Below are 21,432 nucleotides of genomic sequence, written 5' to 3' on the forward strand. Positions count from 1 at the left end.
GAATATCTTATGAAAGCTTATAATTTTTTATCATACATGTCTTATTCTACTATTTCCATAACTTTAGTTATTATTGCTTTACTATTAATTAGAGGAATATTTGGTAAATGGATGAGTGCTAAACATAAATATTATTTGTGGCTTATATTAATAATCAAACTAATTGTCCCATTTACGCCTAATTGGAATGGGTATAATTTTAATTTTATTAATTGGTTCTCAAAAAGTTTAGTTACTAACTCTAATACTGTTATAGATAAAGTAGGAAATAACTATAGCTCAATATCATTAATAGATAATACTAAGGATTATGCTATGTCAGTAAATATTTCAAACATATATTTCTTCATTTTTGTATTATGGCTCTTGATTTGTGCTATAATCCTTGGCTTTATTCTTGTAAATAGCTTTAGATTTAAAACTAGAATAATTAAAAGCGGTTGTAAACCTGATAACAAACTAAAAATAATAATAGAAACCTGTAGAAAACAATTAAAAATGAAAAATAATAAGTTTAATAGTTTAATAATTAAAGGTGGTTATGGAGCTTTTGTAGTTGGAACATTAAAACCATACGTGATTATTTCGCAGGATATATGTGATAAATTCAATAATGAAGAAATCAAATATGTATTACTTCATGAGATAGTTCACATAAAGAGAAAAGATATTATGATTAAGTTTATTATGATAATATTTTGCTGTATATATTGGTTTAATCCTTTTATTTGGATAGCTAGAGCTATTATGATGAATGATATGGAATTGTCCTGTGATGAGAAGGTTTTGAGCAACTTAAACAAGAATGAAATACAAGGTTATGGCAAAACAATTATTAAGGTGTTAGAAAGATTTTCTTTAAATAGACATAAAGGTATTATGCTAAATATCAATGGATCAAAGAAAAATGTAAGAAATAGAATAAAAAATATAGCGGTATTTTCTAAAGAAACTATAAGACGTAAGTTTTTTGTGTTTTTATTACTAGTAATTACCTTATTGCTAACAATAACATTTATAGGTGTAAGAACTCCCTTTGCAAATGATAAGTTTAAAAATCTTAATTCAAATGTTACGTATAGAGATTTTTCTAAAGATTTTAATGGAGATAAGGGGACTTTTGTGTTATTTAATGAACAGAGTAATCAATATACCATATTCAATAAAGATGGAAGCGAAAAGAGAGTTTCACCTTGTTCAACATACAAGATTGTAATTGCATTGATGGGACTGGATAAGGGGGTAATCAGTAAAACTGATAATAATATTAGCTGGGATGGTAAAAATTATCCAGTCACAGAGTGGAATAAAGATCAGACTTTAGAATCTGCTATGAAGTACTCAGTTACTTGGTACTTTGACAAAATAGATAACAGAATAAGTAGAAAAACTCTACAGGAATATGTAGATTCATTAAGCTATGGAAACGAAAATATTCGGACTCTAGATGGCCAGTATTGGAATCAATCGTCATTAAAAATTTCAGCTATAGAACAGGTTCAGTTTTTGAAAAAGCTTTGGAACTATGATGTGAAGTTTAAAAAAGAAGATGTGGATTTTGTTAAGAATTCTATAAAACTCATGGAAGAAGATAATATGGTTTTATATGGTAAGACTGGATCAGGAAGTGAGAACAATAGAGATGTTAACGGTTGGTTTGTAGGTGTCTTAGAAAAAGGAAATAATAAATATTACTTTGCTACAAATATTGAAGGTACTGACCATATTGATGGGAAAAAAGCTAAAAGCATAGCATTGGCTATTTTAAAAGAGAATAACCTTATAAATCAAGTAGAAAAACCTCAGGAAATAATTTTCTGAGGTTTTTCCTCTTACAGAACCGTGCATGTGGGCTTTGCACACGGATAGTGGTAAATTTATATTATTTATTGATAATATGGACAGTTAAACATGATACTCTCCTGCACAATTAATATATATTATAATATTAAACTTCATAGAGCTAGGTAAATAAAGGAGTCTTCTTCTGAGAAATAATTCAGCTACCCATTAGGCTAAGTGTGTCCTGAAAGAACGACTGTGCAAAGGAAAGAATAGCCTCACAGTCGGATGTGCTTTATAAGAGATGGAGGTGGGCCCTCCAGAACCGGCATAATTAGTACATAAAATTTGTATTTAACTACTCAACTATAAAAATCAAATAATTTACTAGAACACTGTATTATTTACGTTGGAATTTTGCGGTGTTTTTACATTATTTATTAAAAAATAATATTGACAATGCTTAAAATTTCCATTATTATATACATAGCTTAATAGCTTAATAGCTTAATAGCTTAATAGTTTAATATTAAGCTCCATGATTAAAAATATTAATTATGGATAAGTAAAAAGTAGAAAGGTGTGTCCAAATGAAATTTAGTATTAATAAAAAAGTAGATTTTCCTATATATCAACAGTTAAAAGAACAAATAAAATACTTTTTATTAAGTGGCGCCTTACAAGCTGGTGAAAAAGTTCCTTCGCCAATACAATTAGAGAAACTTATAAAAATAAATCGTAATACAGTAATCTCAGCTTATAAAGAATTAGAAAAGGAGGGGCTATTGGTGAGTAAAAGCGGACAAGGTACATATGTTTCTGACAATATTAATGTCTATAATGTTAAAAAACATAATCAAGAACTATTAACACTTGCGCAAGAGACTATAGAAAAAACAAAACAATTAGGGTTTAAACCAGATGATTTATTTACAGTAATTTTTAATTATACTGTTTTAGGGCTGAATGATTCAAAGAGAATATGTTTAAAAGCCTTGTTGATAGAAAGTGCTGTTCAAGATTTAGAGTATTTTAGAGATGTTTTAATAAAAGAACTTAATATTGATGTTGATATCTGTCTTTTGTCAGAACTTCAAGATAGTATAGATTCAGAGATAGTAAGAAATTGTGATTTTGTTATAACAGGTTTTAATCATGTTGAGGATGTTAAAGCAACTATGGAGCCTTTAGGTAAAGAAGTTATTGGCCTTATGGCAACACCACGTATTCATGCTTTTATGCGTATTGCTCAATTAAATCCTGGTACAAAAGTTGGTATTGTCTGTGCAACTGCACATGGAGCTTTAAACATGAAAAAAGCGATTGAGAATGCAGGTGTTCAGAATGTTACAATTAGTACTTGTGGAGCAGAAAATAAAAAACAATTGTTAGAGATGCTTCAAAAAGTTGATGCTGTCATAACCTCACGGGTAGCTTTCGACACTGTGAAAGCTTTACTTCCTTCAGGAGTACAGCTTTTAGAGTTCTTCTCAGAACTAGATAGAAATGGCTTACAAATGTTAAAACAATACATTAATAATAAAGTAGCTTCAAAGTAAAATGAATATCAAATGAAGGTGTAAACTATGATTAATTCTAATAAAATAAAAAACCTTTTATATGATTTAGGAGCAGATCTATGCGGTATAGCGCCTATTGAAAGATTTAAAAATGCTCCAGATGGATTTCATCCAAAAGATATTTTTTCTGAGTGTAAGTCAGTAGTAGTTTTTGCCAAAAGAGCACCATCAGCAAGCATGCTTAGTGGCAATAGGGTAGTATATACACATGTTACTACTTCCATTCTCAAGGAACTGGATAGAATATGCGTCAATGCCTGTTGTTGTTTGGACAAGCTTAATGTAGGTGCAGTTATGATACCAGCAGATAACCTATATGAATATTGGGATAATGAGAAAAAGCAAGGAAAGGGTATATTATCCTTAACACATGCTGGAGAATTAGCTGGTATTGGAGTTATGGGTAAAAACACTCTTCTAGTAAATAAAGATTTAGGAAATATGATGTACTTAGGAGCTCTACTTATAGATAAAGTTGTAGACTATGATCCAATGATAACAGAAAAATATTGTTATGATAAATGCAAAATATGTATTGAAAATTGTCCTAAAAAGGCACTTAATAGTATAACAGTTGATCAGGCATTATGCAGAAGCCATGTAGCTGTACAATCAGCTAAAGGAGACTGGTTATATAATTGTAGTAAATGCAGAACTTTGTGTCCTAATGTATTAGGACACAAAAAATATAACTTCATTTCTTAAACACTGATTCTATATATGCTTAAAATTAAAATAAAAAAATATAAAATGTTTTTAACTAAGGAGGTTAAAGTATTGAATAAAAGAAATCTATCTGTTGTTATTGCCTTAACGCTATCAGTAATAGTGAATGGAAATGTTTTAGCTTCACCATCAAGCACTAATTCACAAATATCTGAAATTCAACAACAAAAACAAGATTTAGAGACAAAAGTAGAAAAGTTAGACGAGCAAATTAATAAAGTGATGACAGGAATAAACGATAACAAAAAAAATATTGAAAAAACTAATAAAGACATAAAAGATACTCAAGCTCAATTGGACAAGGCTGAACGAAATATAAAAGGTCAGCAAGATCTTTTTAGTAAAAGAGTAAGAGCTATGTACATAAATGGAGTAGATAGTTACTTAAGTGTGGTATTACAATCAAATAATTTAAGTGATTTTGTGACAAGAGTTGATACAATAAAGAAGATTGTTGGATTTGACCAGAAAATAATAGATGATTTAAAAGTAAAGAAGGATGCTATAGCGCAGCAAAAGCAAACTTTGGATGATAAAAACAAAAAATTATTAGCATTAAAATCAGATAATGAAAAAAAATTGGTCAAACTTAATAGTGATAAGGTAGATTCAACTAAGTTAGCTAAGGACTTAGAAAATAGGGAAAGTATATTAGCAGCAAAGGATACTTCTACTGCAAGAATAGTGGCTTCTGCAGCAGGACAAGTTCAAAAGATTAGAGCAGAGGCACCAAGACTTTCAAGAGGTTCTTCAGGAGCACCTGCATCGTCAAATTCAATTGTTGCATATGCATCAACTTTTCAAGGAGTACCTTATGTGTATGGAGGAAATGGTCCAAGCTCCTTTGATTGTGCTGGTTTTACTTGCTATGTTTTTGCACATTTTGGAATAAGTTTACCAAGAGTAGCTTCAGATCAACAAAATGTTGGAACTTATGTATCAAGAGATCAACTTCAGCCAGGAGATTTAGTTTTCTTTGGATCACCAGCTCATCATGTTGGAATATATGTAGGTGATGGATGTATGATTCATGCGCCACACACTGGAGATGTAGTTAAGATTTCTCCATTGCATTCTGATTTTAGTGGTGGAAGAAGAGTATTGCAATAGAAATTAATCTTCTCTTTATCATTTAATCTATAAAATTTAGTTTTTTAATCTCGCATTATTTTCAAATTGCAATGTAACCTATGTATGAGGAATTAAACTAAGAAAGCCTAGTACAACTTTTCATTATTCATATTAGACTAATAATGGGAAGTTGAACTAAAGAATATGTTCTTCATATAGGGTGGAAATGAGGCCTGCCTCCACCAGTTAAATCTACAACAAGCTAAAAGTCTTACTCTATGCGGCTTTTGTTATACATGTAGGATACTATCTTGTTGTGTAATGCATGGTGCTTTATTGAGTTGGCATGGATGCATAGAATTTAATGATTGCTAATCTGATATAAAGAACAAATTTAAGAAAATAACAATCTTCATTCTAAAGTACAATCAAACTAAGAAATTTTAGGAGGTTATCATGAATATTGACAAATTTTTAGAGACAGTAATACAGTCAGATATTTCAAAACATAAGGGATTTCTCACACAAGTTATACGTCCGGCAATTGATATTTTGAAAGATGAAAATAGCCAACCATATTTGGGATGTAGTCGCTTTGGAGGTGCACCTGATTTGCCAGCAGGCACTGAGTGGCCTACATATAATATGAAACCATACCGTTTTATTGGTCAAATCAATTTTTCAGAAATTACAAGTACAGAAACGGGTCTTCCCAAAAGTGGACTTCTCAGCCTTTTCGTTGTAGATGATTCTGAAGGAGAGTGTTATTTGGAAACTTGGGATGAAGGATATATTCACGCAATATTTACTCCAGAGACTACAAATCTAGAGACTATTGTGCCACCTAATTCTATTGTTGGTAAGGCAACTGTTATTGAGTTTTCCCCAACGATTGACATTCCGTATGATGAATACCAAGTGAAGAACTGGCCTTTCGATGAAGAAGAAAATGACATTTACAGCGAAATACGCGAATCTTTACATAAAAGTTCTGACTACCTTCTAGGGTACCCATCACATTGTACACTAGCTTATGATCCAACACCTGGAACAGAATGGATTTCACTGTTGACAATTAGTTCAGACGACAACCTTGAATGGTGTTGGCATGACGGTGATAAATTGATGGTATTTATCCAACGTGAACACCTTAAGAATTTGGACTTCAGCTCGCTTAAGGCTGATGCAGGTTAAAAAAGCCAATTTCTATAAATGAAGATTTCCAGGATATTGTTCTATAATTTACATTTGAGAGAGTTATATTCTTCAAAGATAAATGTAGCTTTATAAAAAAGTTTAACCGTTTTGAAAAAAGTTTAATTATTTATAAAAAAGTTGAATCGAAAATATTTATTAGGAATATACTACGTTTTGAGAATGTAGTGTGAAAAGTATTAAATAAATATAGGAATGTAAGAAACTGCACATTCTCATCTAAGGTGAGAGTGTGCAGTTTTTTTTATTCTACAATCTTCCTGACTGTGTCCCTCAATTACCATAAAAGTCAGGAGCTCCAAGTCATCTTGTGAGAGCTTTTTTAGTTTAGCGACCAATACTGGATCAACAATTGATTCAATCCACGCAAATCTCCCTGTCAGCTTATCATCATTAAACTCGGTCACCAGGGCTGGAAACCTGTTGATAATTGATGACTGTTCCGTATTATTTTCAATACCCTCTTGCGGATAGGTCTGTGTATGGTTTTCATAAATACTCACATCTGTAAATGATGCTACCTTTTCATGATTTCCGGCAGCCAGGCTATCATAGCACAAAAGTGCCTTAGACCCTATGGCTTTGCGTCTCCACCTTTAGGTGGATTTGCCCCTGGATTTTATTATGTGATGGATTATATCTATCCCTTCTATAATAGAGAAACAATTTCCAGAGTGTAGTTACGTAATGCTTAATCAGAAATCATTATGGTTTTAGGCTCAAGATATTCTTCGAGGCCATATATGCCACCCTCTCGGCCGATTCCAGATTGCTTAAAGCCACCATAGGGGGCTTTCATTTCGAGAATAACATCATTAATGAAAACTGTTCCAGCAACAAGCTGAGAAGCAATTTGGTTCGCTTTTTCTATGTTAGAGGAACTTATATATGCCCCTAAGCCATACTCTGTATCGTTTGCAATTTCTATCGCTTCTTCCTCTGTTCTATACGTTAAAATAGATAGCACGGGTCCAAATATTTCTTCTCTAGCAATCGTCATATCTCTGGTTACATTTGCAAAAACTGTTGGTTTTACAAAATAACCTTTCTCTAAACCTTTTGGGTGTCCTTCCCCACCAATTACTAAATCAGCACCTTCCTCTATACCAATTTTGATATATCGCTGAACTCGTCTGTATTGATTTTCATTCATCATTGGACCAATGAAGGTGTCCTTTTCCCATGGATAGCCTACCTTAGTATTCTCGACAGCCACTTTAATGAGTTCTTTCACTTCATCAAGCCTATGCTCTGGTATCAGCAACCTGCTGCCGGCAATACACATTTGCCCATGATTTCCAAAACAACTCGTAACTGCACGAGGAATCGCTTTTGTTAAGTCAGCATCATCGAGAATGATATTTGCTGATTTGCCTCCCAATTCCAGAACTACTCTTTTCATTGTATCAACAGCACTATGCTGTATAGCCTTTGCGGTATTTACAGAGCCTGTAAACGAGATCATTGCAATATCCGGATTACGGGATAATTCAGCGCCAACTGAAGTTCCCAACCCATATACAATATTAACTACGCCGGCAGGCAGTCCGGCATCATGGAAGCATTCAGCCAATATTTGAGTCTGAATGGATGAGAATTCACTGGCCTTCACAACTATCGTGCAGCCTGCCGATATGGCTGCAGCAACTTTTATAGCTATCTGAGAATTGTTTGCGTTCCAGGGCGTAATCGCAGCAATGACACCCAAAGGTTCAAGAACAACCTTTGCTTTCCCAATATACTTAGTAAATTCAAAAGCCTCCATTGCTTCTTTTGCTAAAAGGAAACTATCAGCTGAGATCTGAGTTCTAAAGTCTGAAGCCTTGGCTGTAGCACCATATTCCTCCATACATGCCTGGTTTAAATCAGCAGCCCTTGATAGGATTGCATCATGTATCCTTTTTAGCATTTGACCCCGTTGTCCAATTGAAGTCTTTGAGAAGGTCTTAAATGCTTCTTTCGCGGCTGCAATCGCTTTTCTGGTATCTATTTCATTTCCCAATACCACCTGTCCAATTAGTTCTTCTGTTGATGGATTGATAATATCCATTCTCTCTGTTCCATCAGGCTTTACAAATTCTCCATTGATGTATACCTTGTCAATAAGTTTCATTTTTTCGTTCCTGTTCATCGATTTACCTCCAATGCGATATTTATAATTCTTTGCTTCATAAATCACTTTACCCTATTCAAGTAACTTGAAGTCAAGCGTTATTGAAAATAAGTTTGTAAAATGAAAATAAGTTTTCTAAATAAAATTTTTTATAGAACCTACCCATTCAACTCTACTAACCATGATGTGTTATTCTTCCACTGATGTGCTATAATAGCTTTATACATTCAAGTAACTTGAATCAAGAGGTTATAGGAGAGAAGTATGGAAGAATTTATTTATGGAACCGAACCGAAATACACAATTAAGGAAGTATCAAAAATAACTAACCTACCCAAACCAACAATCCGTTATTACGAAGATATCGGTTTGCTTCAAGATATAGCGCGGGATAGGAATAACATCCGCCTGTTTTCTGATGATCAAATCATGAGATTGCGAATGATCCAATGTATGAGAAGCACAGGAATGGGAATTGACATGATTCGCCATTATATCGGTCTCTCAAATGAAGATAAAATTGAACTGAAGGAGAAGTACTCCATTGTCTTAAACCAAGAAGAAATACTCTTAGAAAAAAAACGTGAGATTGAAGCACAGTTGGCTCTTATTGAGCACAAAAAAGCAAACTATGAAAAAAAGTTGCAGCTTTAAAATAAAGATTGAAATATTAAAACAAAGTTTGAAATTTTATAAAAAAGTTTGATTTTTTATAAAGTTTGATCAAAATAAGATGGTTTTTACTTTAATTTTTATCTAAAATGATCTGAACCCAGTATTATACCGTTAAAAAAGATCAAACTTTTTTATAAAAACATATATTTGCTTTCTCCAAGTTAAGCCATTTATAGCTAATATTTTGATCAATCTTTTTTATAAACCAACAATAAAATAATTAGCTGAAGACTTAATCTTCAGCTAATATAATCTTAGTTTTTATTTTTTTAAAACTATTTAACATACTCTTGTCTAAATAAGAGTCCGTAATAATATAGTCAATTTTGTTAAGAGGGACTATATTTATTGATACATTTCTCCCAAACTTGCTGCTATCAGCAGCTACAAATACTTCTTTTGATCTTTCAACAATAGCTTTCCGAGTAACAGCTTCTTCCATATTGAAATCAGAAACTCCATTTTCTATAGTGATGCCTCCAGCACCAATGAAACTCTTTAATATATTCAACTGTGCAAAGTTGAATATATAATCATAGGTAACTATAGAACGTTCAGTATGTCTTATTTTTCCACCTATTATAATAATTTCGAAATCACTATTCATTAATTCATTTACCACCGGAATAGAGTTGGTAATAATTGTTAGATTTTTTTTATTTGTAATATGTTTTGCAATGTGATAGGTAGTAGAGCCACTATCAATAAAAATAAAATCTCCATCTTCTATGAATTCACTGCATTTTTTACCGATAGATTCCTTTTGTAATAGTTTGCTGGTCATTCTAGTTTCCATGGTAGGTTCACTAAGGGTTAAGTTTTTAATCTTTGCCCCTCCATAAACCTTTTGTATTTTATTCTGATTTTCTAAAATGGCTAAATCTCTTCTTACAGTTTCCACAGACACGTTAAATTTCTCTACAAATTCAGTAATAGTAACTACATCTTTTGTTGATAACAAGTCTAAAAATCTTTTTTGTCTTTCGCTTGGAAGCATCAAATCACCCTATCAAAATTAATATTTTTTAGATTAATACATAAAGAATTTATCATAAAACATGACAAAATTCAAGGAAATATTAAAGAATATACAAGGAATTGGTAAGGTTTTATAAAGAAGTTTGTCATAATATTATCATAATATTGTAAACATATATTAATAATTTACACAGACTTAACCTTTTTATAATACAGTTTAACATAAGGGAGTGTATACTTAAGGTGCATTAAAGAAAGGCTTTTAAATTTTATCGGAGGTGAATAATTTTGCTGGAATTAATAAATATAAAAAAGCAGTTTGATGGAAAAGCAGTACTAGATGGAATAAATCTACAAATACAAAGGGGTGAAATTGTTTCTATGCTAGGTCCAAGTGGAAGTGGGAAAACTACACTTCTTAATATAATACTTGGTTTAATTCCAATGGATAGTGGCTCAATTATTTTTGAGGGCGTGGATATAAGCAATGTGTCAATGAAGGATCGAGGCTTTAATATAGTTTTTCAAGACTATGCACTTTTTCCTAATCTTAATGCTTACAAAAATATAGTATATGGACTAAAAAATAAACCAGATTTAGTAAGCACAGTAGAACTGGAGACATTAATAGATTTTTTAGAATTAAGACCTCATTTATCAAAAAAAATATATCAGTTATCCGGTGGACAAAAGCAGAGAGTTGCTCTAGCACGTACTTTGGCTACAAAACCTAAAATACTTCTTTTAGATGAACCTTTAAGTGCTCTTGATGGAGTTATAAAGGAAACAATCAAAGATAGAATTAAAGCTATTACGAGAGAGTACAACCTTACAACTATTATAGTAACTCACGATCCAGAGGAAGCCTTAACTATGTCAGATAAGGTATTGATTATTGATAAAGGCAATATTTCGCAGTTTGGTACACCTAAAGAAGTAATAAATAAGCCTAAAAACAATTTTGTAGAAGAGTTTATATTACGTCAGTTAAAGATAAAAAGAGATAATATTTATAACTTATTTGGAGAGTGCTATGTATGATAAAAAATTAGAAATAAAAATTATATATATAACAATTGCATTATTTTTTATAACCTTTCTCCTTGCTCCACTTTCTATATTATTCCTTAATTCTTTTAAAAGTGGAGAAGGAATTGGATTAAAGAATTATATTTTAGTAATTTGTGATAGAGATATTTTAACTTCCATAGTAAATAGTATAAAGGTTTCAGGCAGCACTGCCATTATAACTACAATTATGGCCTTTATTTTAGCCTATGTGCTAAATTGTACGAAAATATTTAAAGCTATAAAAGACATAATAAAAGTTGGAATTTCGATTCCTATGCTTTTACCTACAATAACCTATGGTTTTGCAATTATATATTCCTTTGGCAAGCAGGGCTTATTGACTAAGTTTTTTGGCAGAGAAATAGTTCAAATTTATGGATTCAATGGTTTGATAATAGGATATGTAATTTATACTTTACCTCCTGCCTTTCTTATTATAAATAACTCCTTTGAATACATAGATAAAAAATTTATTATTGTTTCGAAGCTCATGGGAGATGGAGCTATTAGGAGCCTTATTAATACCATATTAAGGCCTTTAGTAGGTACTTTAGGAGGAGCCTTTGTCCTATCCTTTATTCTAAGCTTCACAGATTTTGGTATACCCGCATCTGTAGGAGGAACCTATAGTGTAGTTGCAACCTATCTTTATGAAGTTATGCTAGGATCTATTCCAAATTTTAATAGCGGTTCAGTAATAGCTATACTTATGCTTACCCCTGCAATATTTGGAGTTTTATTTTTAAACTACCTTGAAAGATTTAATTTTCACTATGATAAATCCACCAAAACAGAACTAATCAAAAATCCATTTCGCGATATATGCCTTGGGGGCATTTCAATTTCAATTGTAATAGGGATTATATCAATATTTTTAATAATGTTTATATCACCTTTTGTAAAAAACTTTCCTTATGATATGTCATTTACCACACAATTTTTTAGAGATACCTTACTTTCAGGAAGTATTTTAGATGTATATGAAAACTCTTTAATGGTGGCAGTTATTTCATCATTAATTGGTACTTTGATTTCTTATGGAGCAGCAATAATAAATGTTAGAACAAAAATTAATAAAAAAGCAAAGGTAAGTATAGATATTTTTTCTATGATAACCAATACTGTTCCAGGAATGGTGCTAGGACTATCTTACTTAATGCTCTTTAATGAAAGTGATTTAAAGGGAACTTTTACTATAATAGTAGTTTGTAATATAGTACATTTTTTTACTACACCATATATTATGGCTAAAAATTCTTTTTCAAAAATGAATCCTGCATGGGAAACCACAGGAGAACTTTTAGGAGATACATGGATTAAGACAGTAGTTAGGGTAATTGTTCCAAGTTCAATATCCACCATAGTGGAAATGTTTAGTTATTATTTTATAAATTCTATGGTTACAATTAGTGCAATTATATTTCTCGTTACTGCTAGGACTTCTGTTGTAACTAGTAAGATAAAGGAACTTCAGCACTATGGAGATTTTAATGAAATATTTGTTCTATCAATACTTATCTTCATAACAAATATCATTATGAAAATTTGTTGTGATTTTGCAAATAAAAAATTATCGATCCACCAATAAATGTGGAAGATAAAATAAATATTTTATAAAAAGGGAGAGAAATTTTTTATGAAAAAAGTATTTAAAACCATTGCAGTTTGTTTCATGGCATTTTCTATGTTGCTTGGCTTAGTAGGATGCGGCAATAAATCTGCTCAGAAGGTTGTTATCTATACAAATGCAGACGATGAGGCTGTAAAAGCTATGAAAGATAGCCTTAATAGTGCAGGTTATGATGGAAAGTATGTAGTACAATCCTTAGGAACTTCTGAGCTTGGCGGAAAGCTTATGGCTGAAGGTGACAAAATTGAGGCAAATTTAATAACTATGAGTTCTTATTTTATAGACAGCGCTCAGCAAAAATATAATATGTTTGAAAACTTAAATTTTGAAACTAAGGCTTTAGAAAAATATCCACCTTACTACACTCCAATACTAGCAAATACAGGTGCAATATTTGTAAATACAAAGGTTTTAAAGGAAAAGGGGTTGCCTATGCCAAAGTCTGTAAAGGACTTAACTAAAGATGAATATAAGGGTTTAGTTTCAATTCCTAATATAATGAATTCTTCAACTGCATGGCTTCTGATTCAATCAGTTATAAGCCAATATGGAGAAGAGGAAGGCAAGGCTGTATTACATAAACTTATTCAAAATTGTGGTCCACATATTGAAACTTCAGGTTCAGGTCCATTAAAGAAAGTAAGAGCTGGAGAAGTAGCAGTAGGTTTTGGACTTCGTCACCAAGCAGTAGCGGATAAAATGGCAGGAAAACCAATAGATTATGTTGATCCATTAGAAGGTAATTATTCACTTACAGAGTCTGTGGCAGTTGTAAAAAAGAAAGATACAGCTACAACAAAGCTTGTTATGGAAATGGCAAAGGTTATAGCAACTAAAGCAAGACCAGAACTTATTAAGACATACCCAGTACCACTATATGAAGGAGAAACAGTAACAGAAGTAAACAAGCCTACAAATGTTAAAAAATTCAACCAACCTTTAACAGTAGAGCTTCTTCAAAAGCATCAAGAGTTTTTCAAGTCTGCAAAGTAAATAACTTGATTAAGTAATAATAAAAGAGAGGAATAAATTTATGAATAACTATAAGCTTTTAACGCCAGGACCTTTGACAACTACAAGCACAGTAAAGGAGGAAATGTTGTCTGATCGTTGTACTTGGGATGACGATTATAAAAGAATAACACAAAAGATTAGAACGGAGCTTCTACAGCTAGCAGGAGCATCACCAGAATTATATACTACAGTGTTAATGCAGGGCAGTGGAAGCTTTGGAGTGGAGTCTGTAATAACTACGGCTATTGGTAAAGAAGATAAATGTCTAATAATTACTAATGGGGCTTATGGAGAGAGAATAGTAACTATGGCTAAATACATAGGCATTAATTATGATACCTATAGTGTAGAGTATAATAGTTTACCAGAAGTAAAAGAGATAAGGAATATTCTTAAAAGGGACAAGGATATAACACATATAGCTATGGTTCATTGCGAAACTACTACCGGCATATTGAATCCAATTGAAGAAGTATCTAAGGTAGCTAAGGAATATGGCAAAACCTTAATAATTGATGCCATGAGTAGCTTTGGTGGCATGCCAATAAAGGTTCAAGATTTAGGAATAGATTATTTAATAAGTAGTGCTAATAAGTGTATTCAAGGAGTTCCAGGTTTCAGTTTCGTAATTGCTAATATTGAAAAACTTTCAAAATGCAAAGGGAACTCTAGAAGCTTATGTTTAGACTTATATGATCAATGGAAAGGTATGGACAAAGAGGGAAAGTGGAGATATACTTCGCCAACTCATGTGGTGGCAGCTTTTTCAAAGGCAATTGATGAATTGCTAGAAGAGGGTGGAGTTGAAGCTAGATATATTCGTTATAAAGAAAATAATTCTCTTCTTAGAAAGAGTCTAAAAGAGGTTGGTATTAGTTCATATATAGAAGAAAGAATTCAATCTCCTATTATAACAACTTTCCTTTTCCCAAACAGTGAGTTCAATTTTGACAGCTTTTATAGATATGTTAAGGAAAGAGGCTTTGTAATATATCCAGGTAAATTAACAGATGTAGATACCTTTAGAATTGGTAATATTGGAGAGATATATAAAGAAGATATAAAAAAGCTATTTACTATAATTAAGGAATATATGGAAGGAGATAAAAATGAATAAAATAGAAGGAGTAATACTTGATTGGGCAGGAACTGCTATTGATTTTGGATGTTTTGCACCGGTAAATGTGTTTATTGAAATATTTAGAGCTGCAGGTATAGAAGTTACTATGGAGGAAGCAAGAGCCCCTATGGGAATGCTTAAAAGAGATCATATAAAAGCAATGCTTCAAATGCCAAGAATTAAAACTCTGTGGGCGGAGAAATATGACAGAGCTTTTGATGAAAAAGATGTAGATCTATTATATTCAAGTTTTGAGCCGTTGCTGCTGTCTTCTCTTTCAAAATATACAGAACCACTGCCAGAAGTTATAAATACAGTTAGAGAGTTGAAAGAAAAGGGATTAAAAATTGGTTCTACAACAGGCTACACAGATTGTATGATGGATATAGTGGTAAAAGGGGCAAAAGAAAAGGGATATGAACCAGATTTTTGGATAACTCCGGATTCTACTAATTCTTATGGTAGGCCCTATCCATATATGATATTTAGAAACATAGAAGCTTTAAAACTTTCAGCTCCTTGGAAGGTGGTAAAAGTTGGAGATACAGCAGCGGATATAAAAGAAGGAATAAATGCTGGAGTATGGTCTGTAGGAGTAGTGATTGGAAGTTCACAAATGGGACTGAGTTATGAGGATTTTGCTAATCTTTCAGAGATGGAAAAAAATGAGGCTATTGAAAATACCCAGAAAAGTTTTTTAGATATTGGTGCGGATTTCACCATAAAGACAATGAAAGAACTTCCCCAGTTGATTGAAAGAATTAATGATTTGATTTCAGGGGGTAAAAGGCCAAATGCTAAGTAGAATTGAGTTAAACCCTAACATAAGATGTATCTAAATAAAGCATTTAATAAAATCATATTTTTATCTTTTAAAGTTGAATCTTAACAATAGTTATGAATTAAAGGATGCAAGAAAGAATTTAATTCAAATTTTAGAAATATACAGAGAAAATTTTCAGAAAGAAAAATATAAGGAATATTTATAGTATTTTTTAGACATGTTTCCTGCTACAGGACATGTGGAGAGTATTGTGTTGATACAACGGGCAGATATGTAGAAATCCTTTGTTTTAAGCACTTTTTCGAGCATATCGTCTTTACGGGAGAGGGAGAAAAAATCAGGAAATAAAGTGATTAAAAATTATATCAAGGTTTCTGTGGTGGTTGATATAGAGTGTGGAGACGCAAGAAAATAGAAAATGAGATTTTAAGGGGTACTGTGAAATAGTACTCCTTTTTTTCTTATAATTATTTCACCCTATTACATTTTACTGTTCATCTTTTTCTTGTCATATGAGTACATAGTTCATATATATGATGTAAATAAATCATATCGTTCTCGGCACCTTTCTCTTTTGTTTGAAACTCTTGACAAGTAAACGACCGTTTACTATAATATCAGTAAACGACCGTTCACTTTATAGGGAGGATATTTGGATGACTGATACAAAAGAAAATATTTTATTAACTGCACTCCGTTTGTTTGCGCGAGACGGCTATGAAGCAGTTTCTGTTAGTGCCATAGCCGGAAATCTTGGCATGACAAAAGGTGCTTTATATAAGCACTATAAGAATAAGCGGGATATATTTGATAGTATTGTGGAGCGTATGTATCAAATGGATTATGAGCGTGCAAAAAAATATGAGGTTCCAGAAGAGACATTTGAAAAAATGCCGCTGTCGTATCGTAATACTTCTATGGATAAAATCAAAGTTTTCGTTGAGGCACAATTCAATTTTTGGACGGAGGATGAATTTGCTTGTAATTTCCGCAAAATGCTGACATTAGAGCAATACAGAAATCCTGAAATGGCTGACCTGTATCAAAAGTGTCTAGTAGGCGGCCCCGTCAGCTACATGGAGGATTTATTCCGCGAAATGATAGAACAAGGTATCTGGAACGAAAGCAATCCGAAGCAACTTGCACTTGAGTTCTATGCACCGCTTTATCTGTTAATAAACATGTCAGATGCGTCGTCCAATAGAAAGAAAATTTCCAATCTTTTAACAGCGCACATCGAACGATTTGTAAAGAAAAATGCTGCTGAACGATCACAAAAGGAGTGAATTCAATGTAAGAAATTTGAAAATTATAGTTAGTAAGCAGCTTAACTTATAGAAATAAAGGAGAACCGGAAATGAATCAAATTAACATGACTGCATTTGGTTTTTTCGACCATTTTGCAGCGTTGATAACAGAATGTCCCGAACTTACTGTTGGACGAATATTGTCACAGGAAAAAGGGTTTTATCGTGTGATAAGTAAAAGTGGAGAGCAGCTTGCGGAAACATCTGGCAAATTCTGCTATGAAGCTAGGACTGTTTCAGACTTCCCTGCTGTTGGTGATTTTGTAATGCTAAACGACCATGAAAGTAAAGGTCACGCTATCATTCATCATGTGCTGCCAAGAAGAAGCGTGTTCATTCGTAAAGCAGCCGGAACTGTATATAAGGAACAGGTCGTTGCCGCTAATATAGATACGGCATTTCTCTGCATGTCTCTTAATAATGATTTTAACCTGCGACGCTTGGAACGTTACTTGTCTATCTGTTGGGAAAGTGGAGCTATGCCAGTGGTAGTACTGACAAAGGCAGATTTATGTGGGAATATTGTCGAAAGGATATCGGCTGTAGAAGCTGTTGCTATGGGTACTGACATTCTTGTAACTTCTTCGATAGAGCAAGACGGCTACGAACAGATTTTGCACTATATCAAAGAGGGGCAGACCGTTGCACTGATTGGTTCGTCTGGTGTAGGAAAATCTACGCTTATCAATTGTCTGATTGGAGAAAACCGAATTAATACAAACGGCTTGCGAAATGATGACAAAGGTCGGCATACCACCACAAAACGCGAACTGTTTTTATTGCCAAACGGCGGTTTGGTAATCGACACGCCTGGTATGCGTGAGCTTGGTATGTGGGACATAGATGAAGGTTTTGATAAAACTTTTTCTGATGTAGGAGAATTATCTGCTAAATGCCGCTTTAAGAATTGCAGTCATACGTCCGAACCGGATTGCGCAGTCCTTGCAGCCCTTGAAAGTGGTGTCCTATCAGCAGAGCGATGGCAGTCGTATCAAAAACTAAAAGCCGAAAATGCCTATGCCGACGATGCTCAAAGCTACCTTGCGGCAAAGAATCAAAAGTTTAAGAATATTGCAAAAATCAACAAATCAAATCGTAAAAAATAAGGAGTAATCACAATGGAGTATATTATAAGTAAAAAATACAACTCACCCGTATTACAGGCAAAAATCATGGGGCCTAATCCCATTAAATTGCAGGAAGAACTGCTGATAGACAATAAAATTCCTTCCAGAGGTCGCATCTGCGACTTGGGAAGCGGTCAAGGACTTACAAGCATTGTGCTTGCAAAGGAATATGGGTTCACCGTCTACGCTGCTGATTTGTGGAGCGACCCGGATGAAAACCGTAAGTTTTTTGATGAAATGGGGTTAACTCAAGAACAGATTATCCCGGTCAAGGCTGATGCTACTGACTTACCTTTCGATAAAGAGTTTTTCGACGGAGTGGTCAGCACAGATTCCTATAACTATTTCGGACGCGACCCGGAATATTTAGATACAAAGCTATTACCTTTTGTCAAAAGTGGCGGGTATATTTATATCACTGTTCCCGGCATGAAAAAGGATTGCCACAATGACTTGCCGAAAGAATTGCTTCTCTCATGGACGTCAGAACAGCTTAACTATATGCATGATGTCACTTACTGGACAGAAATGGTAAGCCAAAGCCGAGATGCTGAAGTCATTTCCGTATCCGAGATGGAAAGTAATGCCGAAGTTTGGGCGGATTGGCTGAAACAGGAGAATGAGTACGCTGTCAGTGACCGTAAGGCAATGGAAGCAGGCGGTGGAGAATATCTAAACTTTATCGCCATCGTTTTACGAAAAAAATAATAGAGCCATACGCTAAGACGCAGAGCTGATAACCATGAGTGAATTTTTACAGAGAAGCAGGAACAAAATGAGGTTCAATCTTTGCATCCCCATAGTAGTTCCGACACACGTTGAGAGTATAATAATGATGACGTATTGTGGTTAAAAGGAAAAATAGGACGGTCTAATCACAAGATGTTGTGACTTTTGGGCAAAAAATGAGTAAAAAACGGGGTCAAAAAACGCATTTTTTGGCCCTATTTTTTAGGGGTTTTTACAGATGACATTCGATATTTTTGAAGATGACACCCTAAAAATTTAAATTGCACAGATGAAAATCCAAAGGCATCAGGATGAATAAGTCCTGATGTCATTACTTTTATAAAAAACAATTGTAGATAAGAAGTTAATGAAAATTTAATATGTTTTGCTATTTTTACTATTGACCTTCAGTTAGGTGTAGGGTCTAAACTTAGTGTATAACAAAATAATTAGTGGCTGCAAACTCCATTAAGGCAATTGAATTTCCTTTACGGAGCAAAGCCATAAAGTTTGTACTTTTATGACTATATAGCAGCGTATTATCAATTATGAGGAGAGATGAAAATGAAATATACTAACCCTGTTTATCGTCCACCATTTGAAGCAAATTCATTATTATTACAAGTTACAGTAGGATGTAGCCATAATCAATGTAGCTTTTGTACAATGTATAAGGATGTTCCTTTTCAGACTGAATCAATGGAACAAATCGAAAAAGATCTGTTAGAAGCAAGAAAAGCTTATCGTAAAGTAAGTCGTATATTTTTAGTTAATGCTGATCCTTTCGTCCTGAGTGCAAATAAATTAAAATTAATAGCAATTAAAATCAATGAAATCTTACCTGAAGTTGAAACGATATCTATGTATGCTTCAATAAAAAACATAATCAATAAAACCGATGAAGAACTAAAGGAATTAAGAGCTTTAAAGATTAATGAGCTTAATATCGGTCTAGAATCTGCTATGCCAGAAGTAGTTGAGCATTTCAATAAGGGCTTTACTACTGATGAAGCAAAAGTACAATTAAATCGCTTAACAAATGCGGGCATAGACTTTAGTGTTAATATTATAATCGGAGCAGCCGGAAGCGAAAAAAGTTATGACAATGCAATAGCAAATAGCAAATTTCTAAATGAAATTAAGCCTTATCTCATATTTATCGCTACTTTACACATTGATGGTGGCAGTCCTCTTGAAGAAGAATTAAAAAATGGTATTTTTAAAGAAAATACCTTGCGCCAAAATATCGAAGAAGAAATTCTGATGCTAAGTGGACTTGAATTAAATGATACCTATTTCTATGGCCGTCATGTATCTAATATAATTCCGGTTTATGGAATGCTACCAGAAAAGAAAGAGGAAATGCTTACTGTTTTAAAAAACGGTTTAAACTCGATTAAGGCCGAATACCTAGATGCTCACCTAAAAAAAGGCACCGAAGGAAATATTACTTTCTTTAATAAATAAAAAAATCTACGCCTTGATGCTCACTCCGAACATCAAGGCGTTTTTTTATTTCCACTATAACCAAACAGGAGAGGATGATCACCATGTACGAGATTCTAATCCACGATATGGCCGATGGCAGCAATGGCAACCTCACATACCTCGGCAAAGGCATCAATAAATCGCCACCGGATTGATGTCCTGGCAATAATGTGCAGTCATATCTGTTAAAGTTAAACCTAAAATTCTGAATCATCATCCGTATATTCGCAACAGGTTGGAATTGGTGAGTCCGTATCATAGGCCTGGCAGGCATCATGGTAATAATCGAGCTTTCGGTCAATCAAACGAAGATGTTTTTTTAAATCTTCGATTTGCTTTAAAACATCTTCTTTATGTTTTACTAACATATCGTTACGGGCATGAAGGGTAAGATTACCTTCATTCTGCCAGTCTGTGAATTGCTTTATTTTCTTAATAGGCATTCCAGTATTCTTAAGACAGCATATAAGTGAGAGCATTTCCATATCATCTCTTGTAAAAATACGGTTGCCTGATTTATCCCTTTTAACATTAGAGAGCAGTCCCTCACGGTCATAGTATCTTAATGTATATATTGTTAAATTCATTTTTTTAGCGGCTTGTGCTATGGTATAGTTCACGTTTATCACCTCAAATAGTTTTTTATATATTATATAACTTACACTTAACTCTAAGTCAAGGATGATTATGCAAATTGTTAAGTGTAAGGTTATACTTGCTGTATCGGAGGGAAAGGAGTATGAATTTATGAATATGAAAAAAATTTTTGCAGATACTATTGACTTACAGTTAAGTGTAGGGTCTATACTTGCCTTATAGGAGAAAAGGGTAATACAAGTCAGGCACTCAAGGTTATGGCAGATGAGCTGGAACAGCAGGGTATAGAAGTTGAAATCATTCAAATTGGTCAGCTAAATATTCATGGGTGCATTCGCTGTGGATACTGTTGTACTTCCGAGGAAAATCACTATGCTTTCAAAGATGACATTGTCAAAGAGAAGTTATTTCAGAAAGGAAAATAA

21 protein-coding genes and 1 riboswitch are annotated in these 21,432 nt (G+C 33.2%); of the genes, 17 read left to right on the top strand and 4 right to left on the bottom strand.

The features are described 5' to 3' along the window. Positions 1-9 precede the first annotated feature (9 nt). The 5 genes from RCG18_RS14885 to RCG18_RS14905 all read left to right on the top strand — a co-directional run bounded on the left by RCG18_RS14885 (position 10) and on the right by RCG18_RS14905 (position 6,353). Positions 10-1,821, top strand: coding sequence for a BlaR1 family beta-lactam sensor/signal transducer (locus RCG18_RS14885; protein WP_308036832.1), 1,812 nt, complete (start codon positions 10-12; stop codon positions 1,819-1,821). A 551-nt stretch (positions 1,822-2,372) separates the two neighbouring features. Continuing rightward, positions 2,373-3,341, top strand: coding sequence for a GntR family transcriptional regulator (locus tag RCG18_RS14890; RefSeq protein ID WP_308036833.1), 969 nt, complete (start codon positions 2,373-2,375; stop codon positions 3,339-3,341). A 27-nt stretch (positions 3,342-3,368) separates the two neighbouring features. Further along, positions 3,369-4,067, top strand: coding sequence for an epoxyqueuosine reductase (locus RCG18_RS14895; protein WP_308036834.1), 699 nt, complete (start codon positions 3,369-3,371; stop codon positions 4,065-4,067). A 72-nt stretch (positions 4,068-4,139) separates the two neighbouring features. Continuing rightward, complete coding sequence (locus tag RCG18_RS14900; protein WP_308036835.1) at positions 4,140-5,198, top strand: NlpC/P60 family protein; 1,059 nt, start codon at positions 4,140-4,142, stop codon at positions 5,196-5,198. 417 nt (positions 5,199-5,615) lie between these two features. Beyond that, positions 5,616-6,353, top strand: a complete 738-nt coding sequence (locus RCG18_RS14905; RefSeq protein WP_308036836.1) for a YwqG family protein — start codon at positions 5,616-5,618, stop codon at positions 6,351-6,353. Positions 6,354-6,589: 236 nt separating this feature from the next. On the opposite strand, the gene RCG18_RS14910 is transcribed toward RCG18_RS14905, so the two are convergent. Both RCG18_RS14910 and RCG18_RS14915 read right to left on the bottom strand, forming a co-directional pair. Continuing rightward, entirely contained in the window at positions 6,590-6,934 is a 345-nt protein-coding gene (locus RCG18_RS14910; protein WP_308036837.1) for a hypothetical protein, read from the bottom strand. Next, positions 6,908-6,995, bottom strand: a riboswitch (cyclic di-GMP riboswitch). It overlaps the preceding gene by 27 nt. A gap of 70 nt (positions 6,996-7,065) precedes the next feature. Then, positions 7,066-8,505: an aldehyde dehydrogenase family protein gene (locus RCG18_RS14915; RefSeq protein ID WP_308036838.1), complete on the bottom strand. Its 1,440-nt coding sequence runs from the start codon at positions 8,503-8,505 to the stop codon at positions 7,066-7,068. Positions 8,506-8,751: 246 nt separating this feature from the next. Between RCG18_RS14915 and RCG18_RS14920 the strand changes: the two genes are divergently transcribed. Then, complete coding sequence (locus tag RCG18_RS14920) at positions 8,752-9,141, top strand: MerR family transcriptional regulator (protein ID WP_308036839.1); 390 nt, start codon at positions 8,752-8,754, stop codon at positions 9,139-9,141. A 253-nt stretch (positions 9,142-9,394) separates the two neighbouring features. Here the strand turns inward: RCG18_RS14920 and RCG18_RS14925 are convergent, their stop codons facing one another. Next, positions 9,395-10,159 (bottom strand): DeoR/GlpR family DNA-binding transcription regulator, encoded by a 765-nt coding sequence (locus RCG18_RS14925; protein WP_308036840.1) that lies wholly within the window; start codon positions 10,157-10,159, stop codon positions 9,395-9,397. Positions 10,160-10,428: 269 nt separating this feature from the next. On the opposite strand from RCG18_RS14925, the gene RCG18_RS14930 reads away from it, so the two are divergent. The 9 genes from RCG18_RS14930 (at position 10,429) to RCG18_RS14970 (ending at position 20,389) form a co-directional block, all read left to right on the top strand. Beyond that, the gene (locus RCG18_RS14930; protein ID WP_308036841.1) at positions 10,429-11,181 is read left to right on the top strand and encodes an ABC transporter ATP-binding protein; all 753 of its coding nucleotides are present in this window, start codon (positions 10,429-10,431) and stop codon (positions 11,179-11,181) included. After that, positions 11,174-12,799, top strand: coding sequence for an ABC transporter permease subunit (locus tag RCG18_RS14935; RefSeq protein WP_308036842.1), 1,626 nt, complete (start codon positions 11,174-11,176; stop codon positions 12,797-12,799). The genes RCG18_RS14930 and RCG18_RS14935 overlap by 8 nt, the downstream gene beginning before the upstream one ends. 48 nt (positions 12,800-12,847) lie before the next feature. Next, a complete protein-coding gene (locus RCG18_RS14940; RefSeq protein ID WP_308036843.1) occupies positions 12,848-13,834 on the top strand; it encodes an extracellular solute-binding protein in 987 nt (328 codons plus the stop codon). 40 nt (positions 13,835-13,874) lie between these two features. Then, positions 13,875-14,972 carry a 2-aminoethylphosphonate--pyruvate transaminase gene (gene phnW, locus RCG18_RS14945; protein WP_308036844.1) on the top strand — a complete coding sequence of 366 codons (1,098 nt, stop codon included), beginning with the start codon at positions 13,875-13,877 and terminating at the stop codon, positions 14,970-14,972. Next, entirely contained in the window at positions 14,965-15,780 is an 816-nt protein-coding gene (gene phnX / locus RCG18_RS14950) for a phosphonoacetaldehyde hydrolase (protein ID WP_308036845.1), read from the top strand. Before phnW ends, phnX begins: the two co-directional genes overlap by 8 nt. 635 nt (positions 15,781-16,415) lie before the next feature. Continuing rightward, positions 16,416-17,045, top strand: coding sequence for a TetR/AcrR family transcriptional regulator (locus RCG18_RS14955; protein WP_308036846.1), 630 nt, complete (start codon positions 16,416-16,418; stop codon positions 17,043-17,045). 71 nt (positions 17,046-17,116) lie between these two features. After that, on the top strand, positions 17,117-18,172 hold the full coding sequence (rsgA, locus tag RCG18_RS14960; protein ID WP_308036847.1) for a ribosome small subunit-dependent GTPase A: 1,056 nt from the start codon (positions 17,117-17,119) through the stop codon (positions 18,170-18,172). 12 nt (positions 18,173-18,184) lie between these two features. Beyond that, a complete protein-coding gene (locus RCG18_RS14965) occupies positions 18,185-18,901 on the top strand; it encodes a methyltransferase domain-containing protein (RefSeq protein WP_308036848.1) in 717 nt (238 codons plus the stop codon). Between the two features lie 585 nt (positions 18,902-19,486). Then, on the top strand, positions 19,487-20,389 hold the full coding sequence (locus RCG18_RS14970) for a radical SAM protein (RefSeq protein WP_308036849.1): 903 nt from the start codon (positions 19,487-19,489) through the stop codon (positions 20,387-20,389). Between the two features lie 218 nt (positions 20,390-20,607). Here the strand turns inward: RCG18_RS14970 and RCG18_RS14975 are convergent, their stop codons facing one another. After that, complete coding sequence (locus RCG18_RS14975) at positions 20,608-21,030, bottom strand: MerR family transcriptional regulator (protein ID WP_308036850.1); 423 nt, start codon at positions 21,028-21,030, stop codon at positions 20,608-20,610. A 67-nt stretch (positions 21,031-21,097) separates the two neighbouring features. Here RCG18_RS14975 and RCG18_RS14980 point away from each other — a divergent pair, with 67 nt between their 5' ends. Then, positions 21,098-21,229 carry a hypothetical protein gene (locus RCG18_RS14980; RefSeq protein WP_308036851.1) on the top strand — a complete coding sequence of 44 codons (132 nt, stop codon included), beginning with the start codon at positions 21,098-21,100 and terminating at the stop codon, positions 21,227-21,229. Next, on the top strand, positions 21,226-21,432 hold the full coding sequence (locus RCG18_RS14985) for an NAD(P)H-dependent oxidoreductase (protein ID WP_308042038.1): 207 nt from the start codon (positions 21,226-21,228) through the stop codon (positions 21,430-21,432). Before RCG18_RS14980 ends, RCG18_RS14985 begins: the two co-directional genes overlap by 4 nt.

This window comes from Clostridium sp. OS1-26 (assembly GCF_030915445.1).
GTDB lineage: Bacteria > Bacillota > Clostridia > Clostridiales > Clostridiaceae > Clostridium_AM.

Coding starts and splice junctions, on each gene's coding strand:
- RCG18_RS14885 (WP_308036832.1), top strand. CDS start 10: ATGAAAGCTTATAATTTTTTATCATACATGTCTTATTCTACTATTTCC.
- RCG18_RS14890 (WP_308036833.1), top strand. CDS start 2,373: ATGAAATTTAGTATTAATAAAAAAGTAGATTTTCCTATATATCAACAG.
- RCG18_RS14895 (WP_308036834.1), top strand. CDS start 3,369: ATGATTAATTCTAATAAAATAAAAAACCTTTTATATGATTTAGGAGCA.
- RCG18_RS14905 (WP_308036836.1), top strand. CDS start 5,616: ATGAATATTGACAAATTTTTAGAGACAGTAATACAGTCAGATATTTCA.
- RCG18_RS14915 (WP_308036838.1), bottom strand. CDS start 8,505: ATGAACAGGAACGAAAAAATGAAACTTATTGACAAGGTATACATCAAT.
- RCG18_RS14920 (WP_308036839.1), top strand. CDS start 8,752: ATGGAAGAATTTATTTATGGAACCGAACCGAAATACACAATTAAGGAA.
- RCG18_RS14925 (WP_308036840.1), bottom strand. CDS start 10,159: ATGCTTCCAAGCGAAAGACAAAAAAGATTTTTAGACTTGTTATCAACA.
- RCG18_RS14935 (WP_308036842.1), top strand. CDS start 11,174: ATGTATGATAAAAAATTAGAAATAAAAATTATATATATAACAATTGCA.
- RCG18_RS14940 (WP_308036843.1), top strand. CDS start 12,848: ATGAAAAAAGTATTTAAAACCATTGCAGTTTGTTTCATGGCATTTTCT.
- phnW (WP_308036844.1), top strand. CDS start 13,875: ATGAATAACTATAAGCTTTTAACGCCAGGACCTTTGACAACTACAAGC.
- phnX (WP_308036845.1), top strand. CDS start 14,965: ATGAATAAAATAGAAGGAGTAATACTTGATTGGGCAGGAACTGCTATT.
- RCG18_RS14955 (WP_308036846.1), top strand. CDS start 16,416: ATGACTGATACAAAAGAAAATATTTTATTAACTGCACTCCGTTTGTTT.
- rsgA (WP_308036847.1), top strand. CDS start 17,117: ATGAATCAAATTAACATGACTGCATTTGGTTTTTTCGACCATTTTGCA.
- RCG18_RS14965 (WP_308036848.1), top strand. CDS start 18,185: ATGGAGTATATTATAAGTAAAAAATACAACTCACCCGTATTACAGGCA.
- RCG18_RS14970 (WP_308036849.1), top strand. CDS start 19,487: ATGAAATATACTAACCCTGTTTATCGTCCACCATTTGAAGCAAATTCA.
- RCG18_RS14980 (WP_308036851.1), top strand. CDS start 21,098: ATGCAAATTGTTAAGTGTAAGGTTATACTTGCTGTATCGGAGGGAAAG.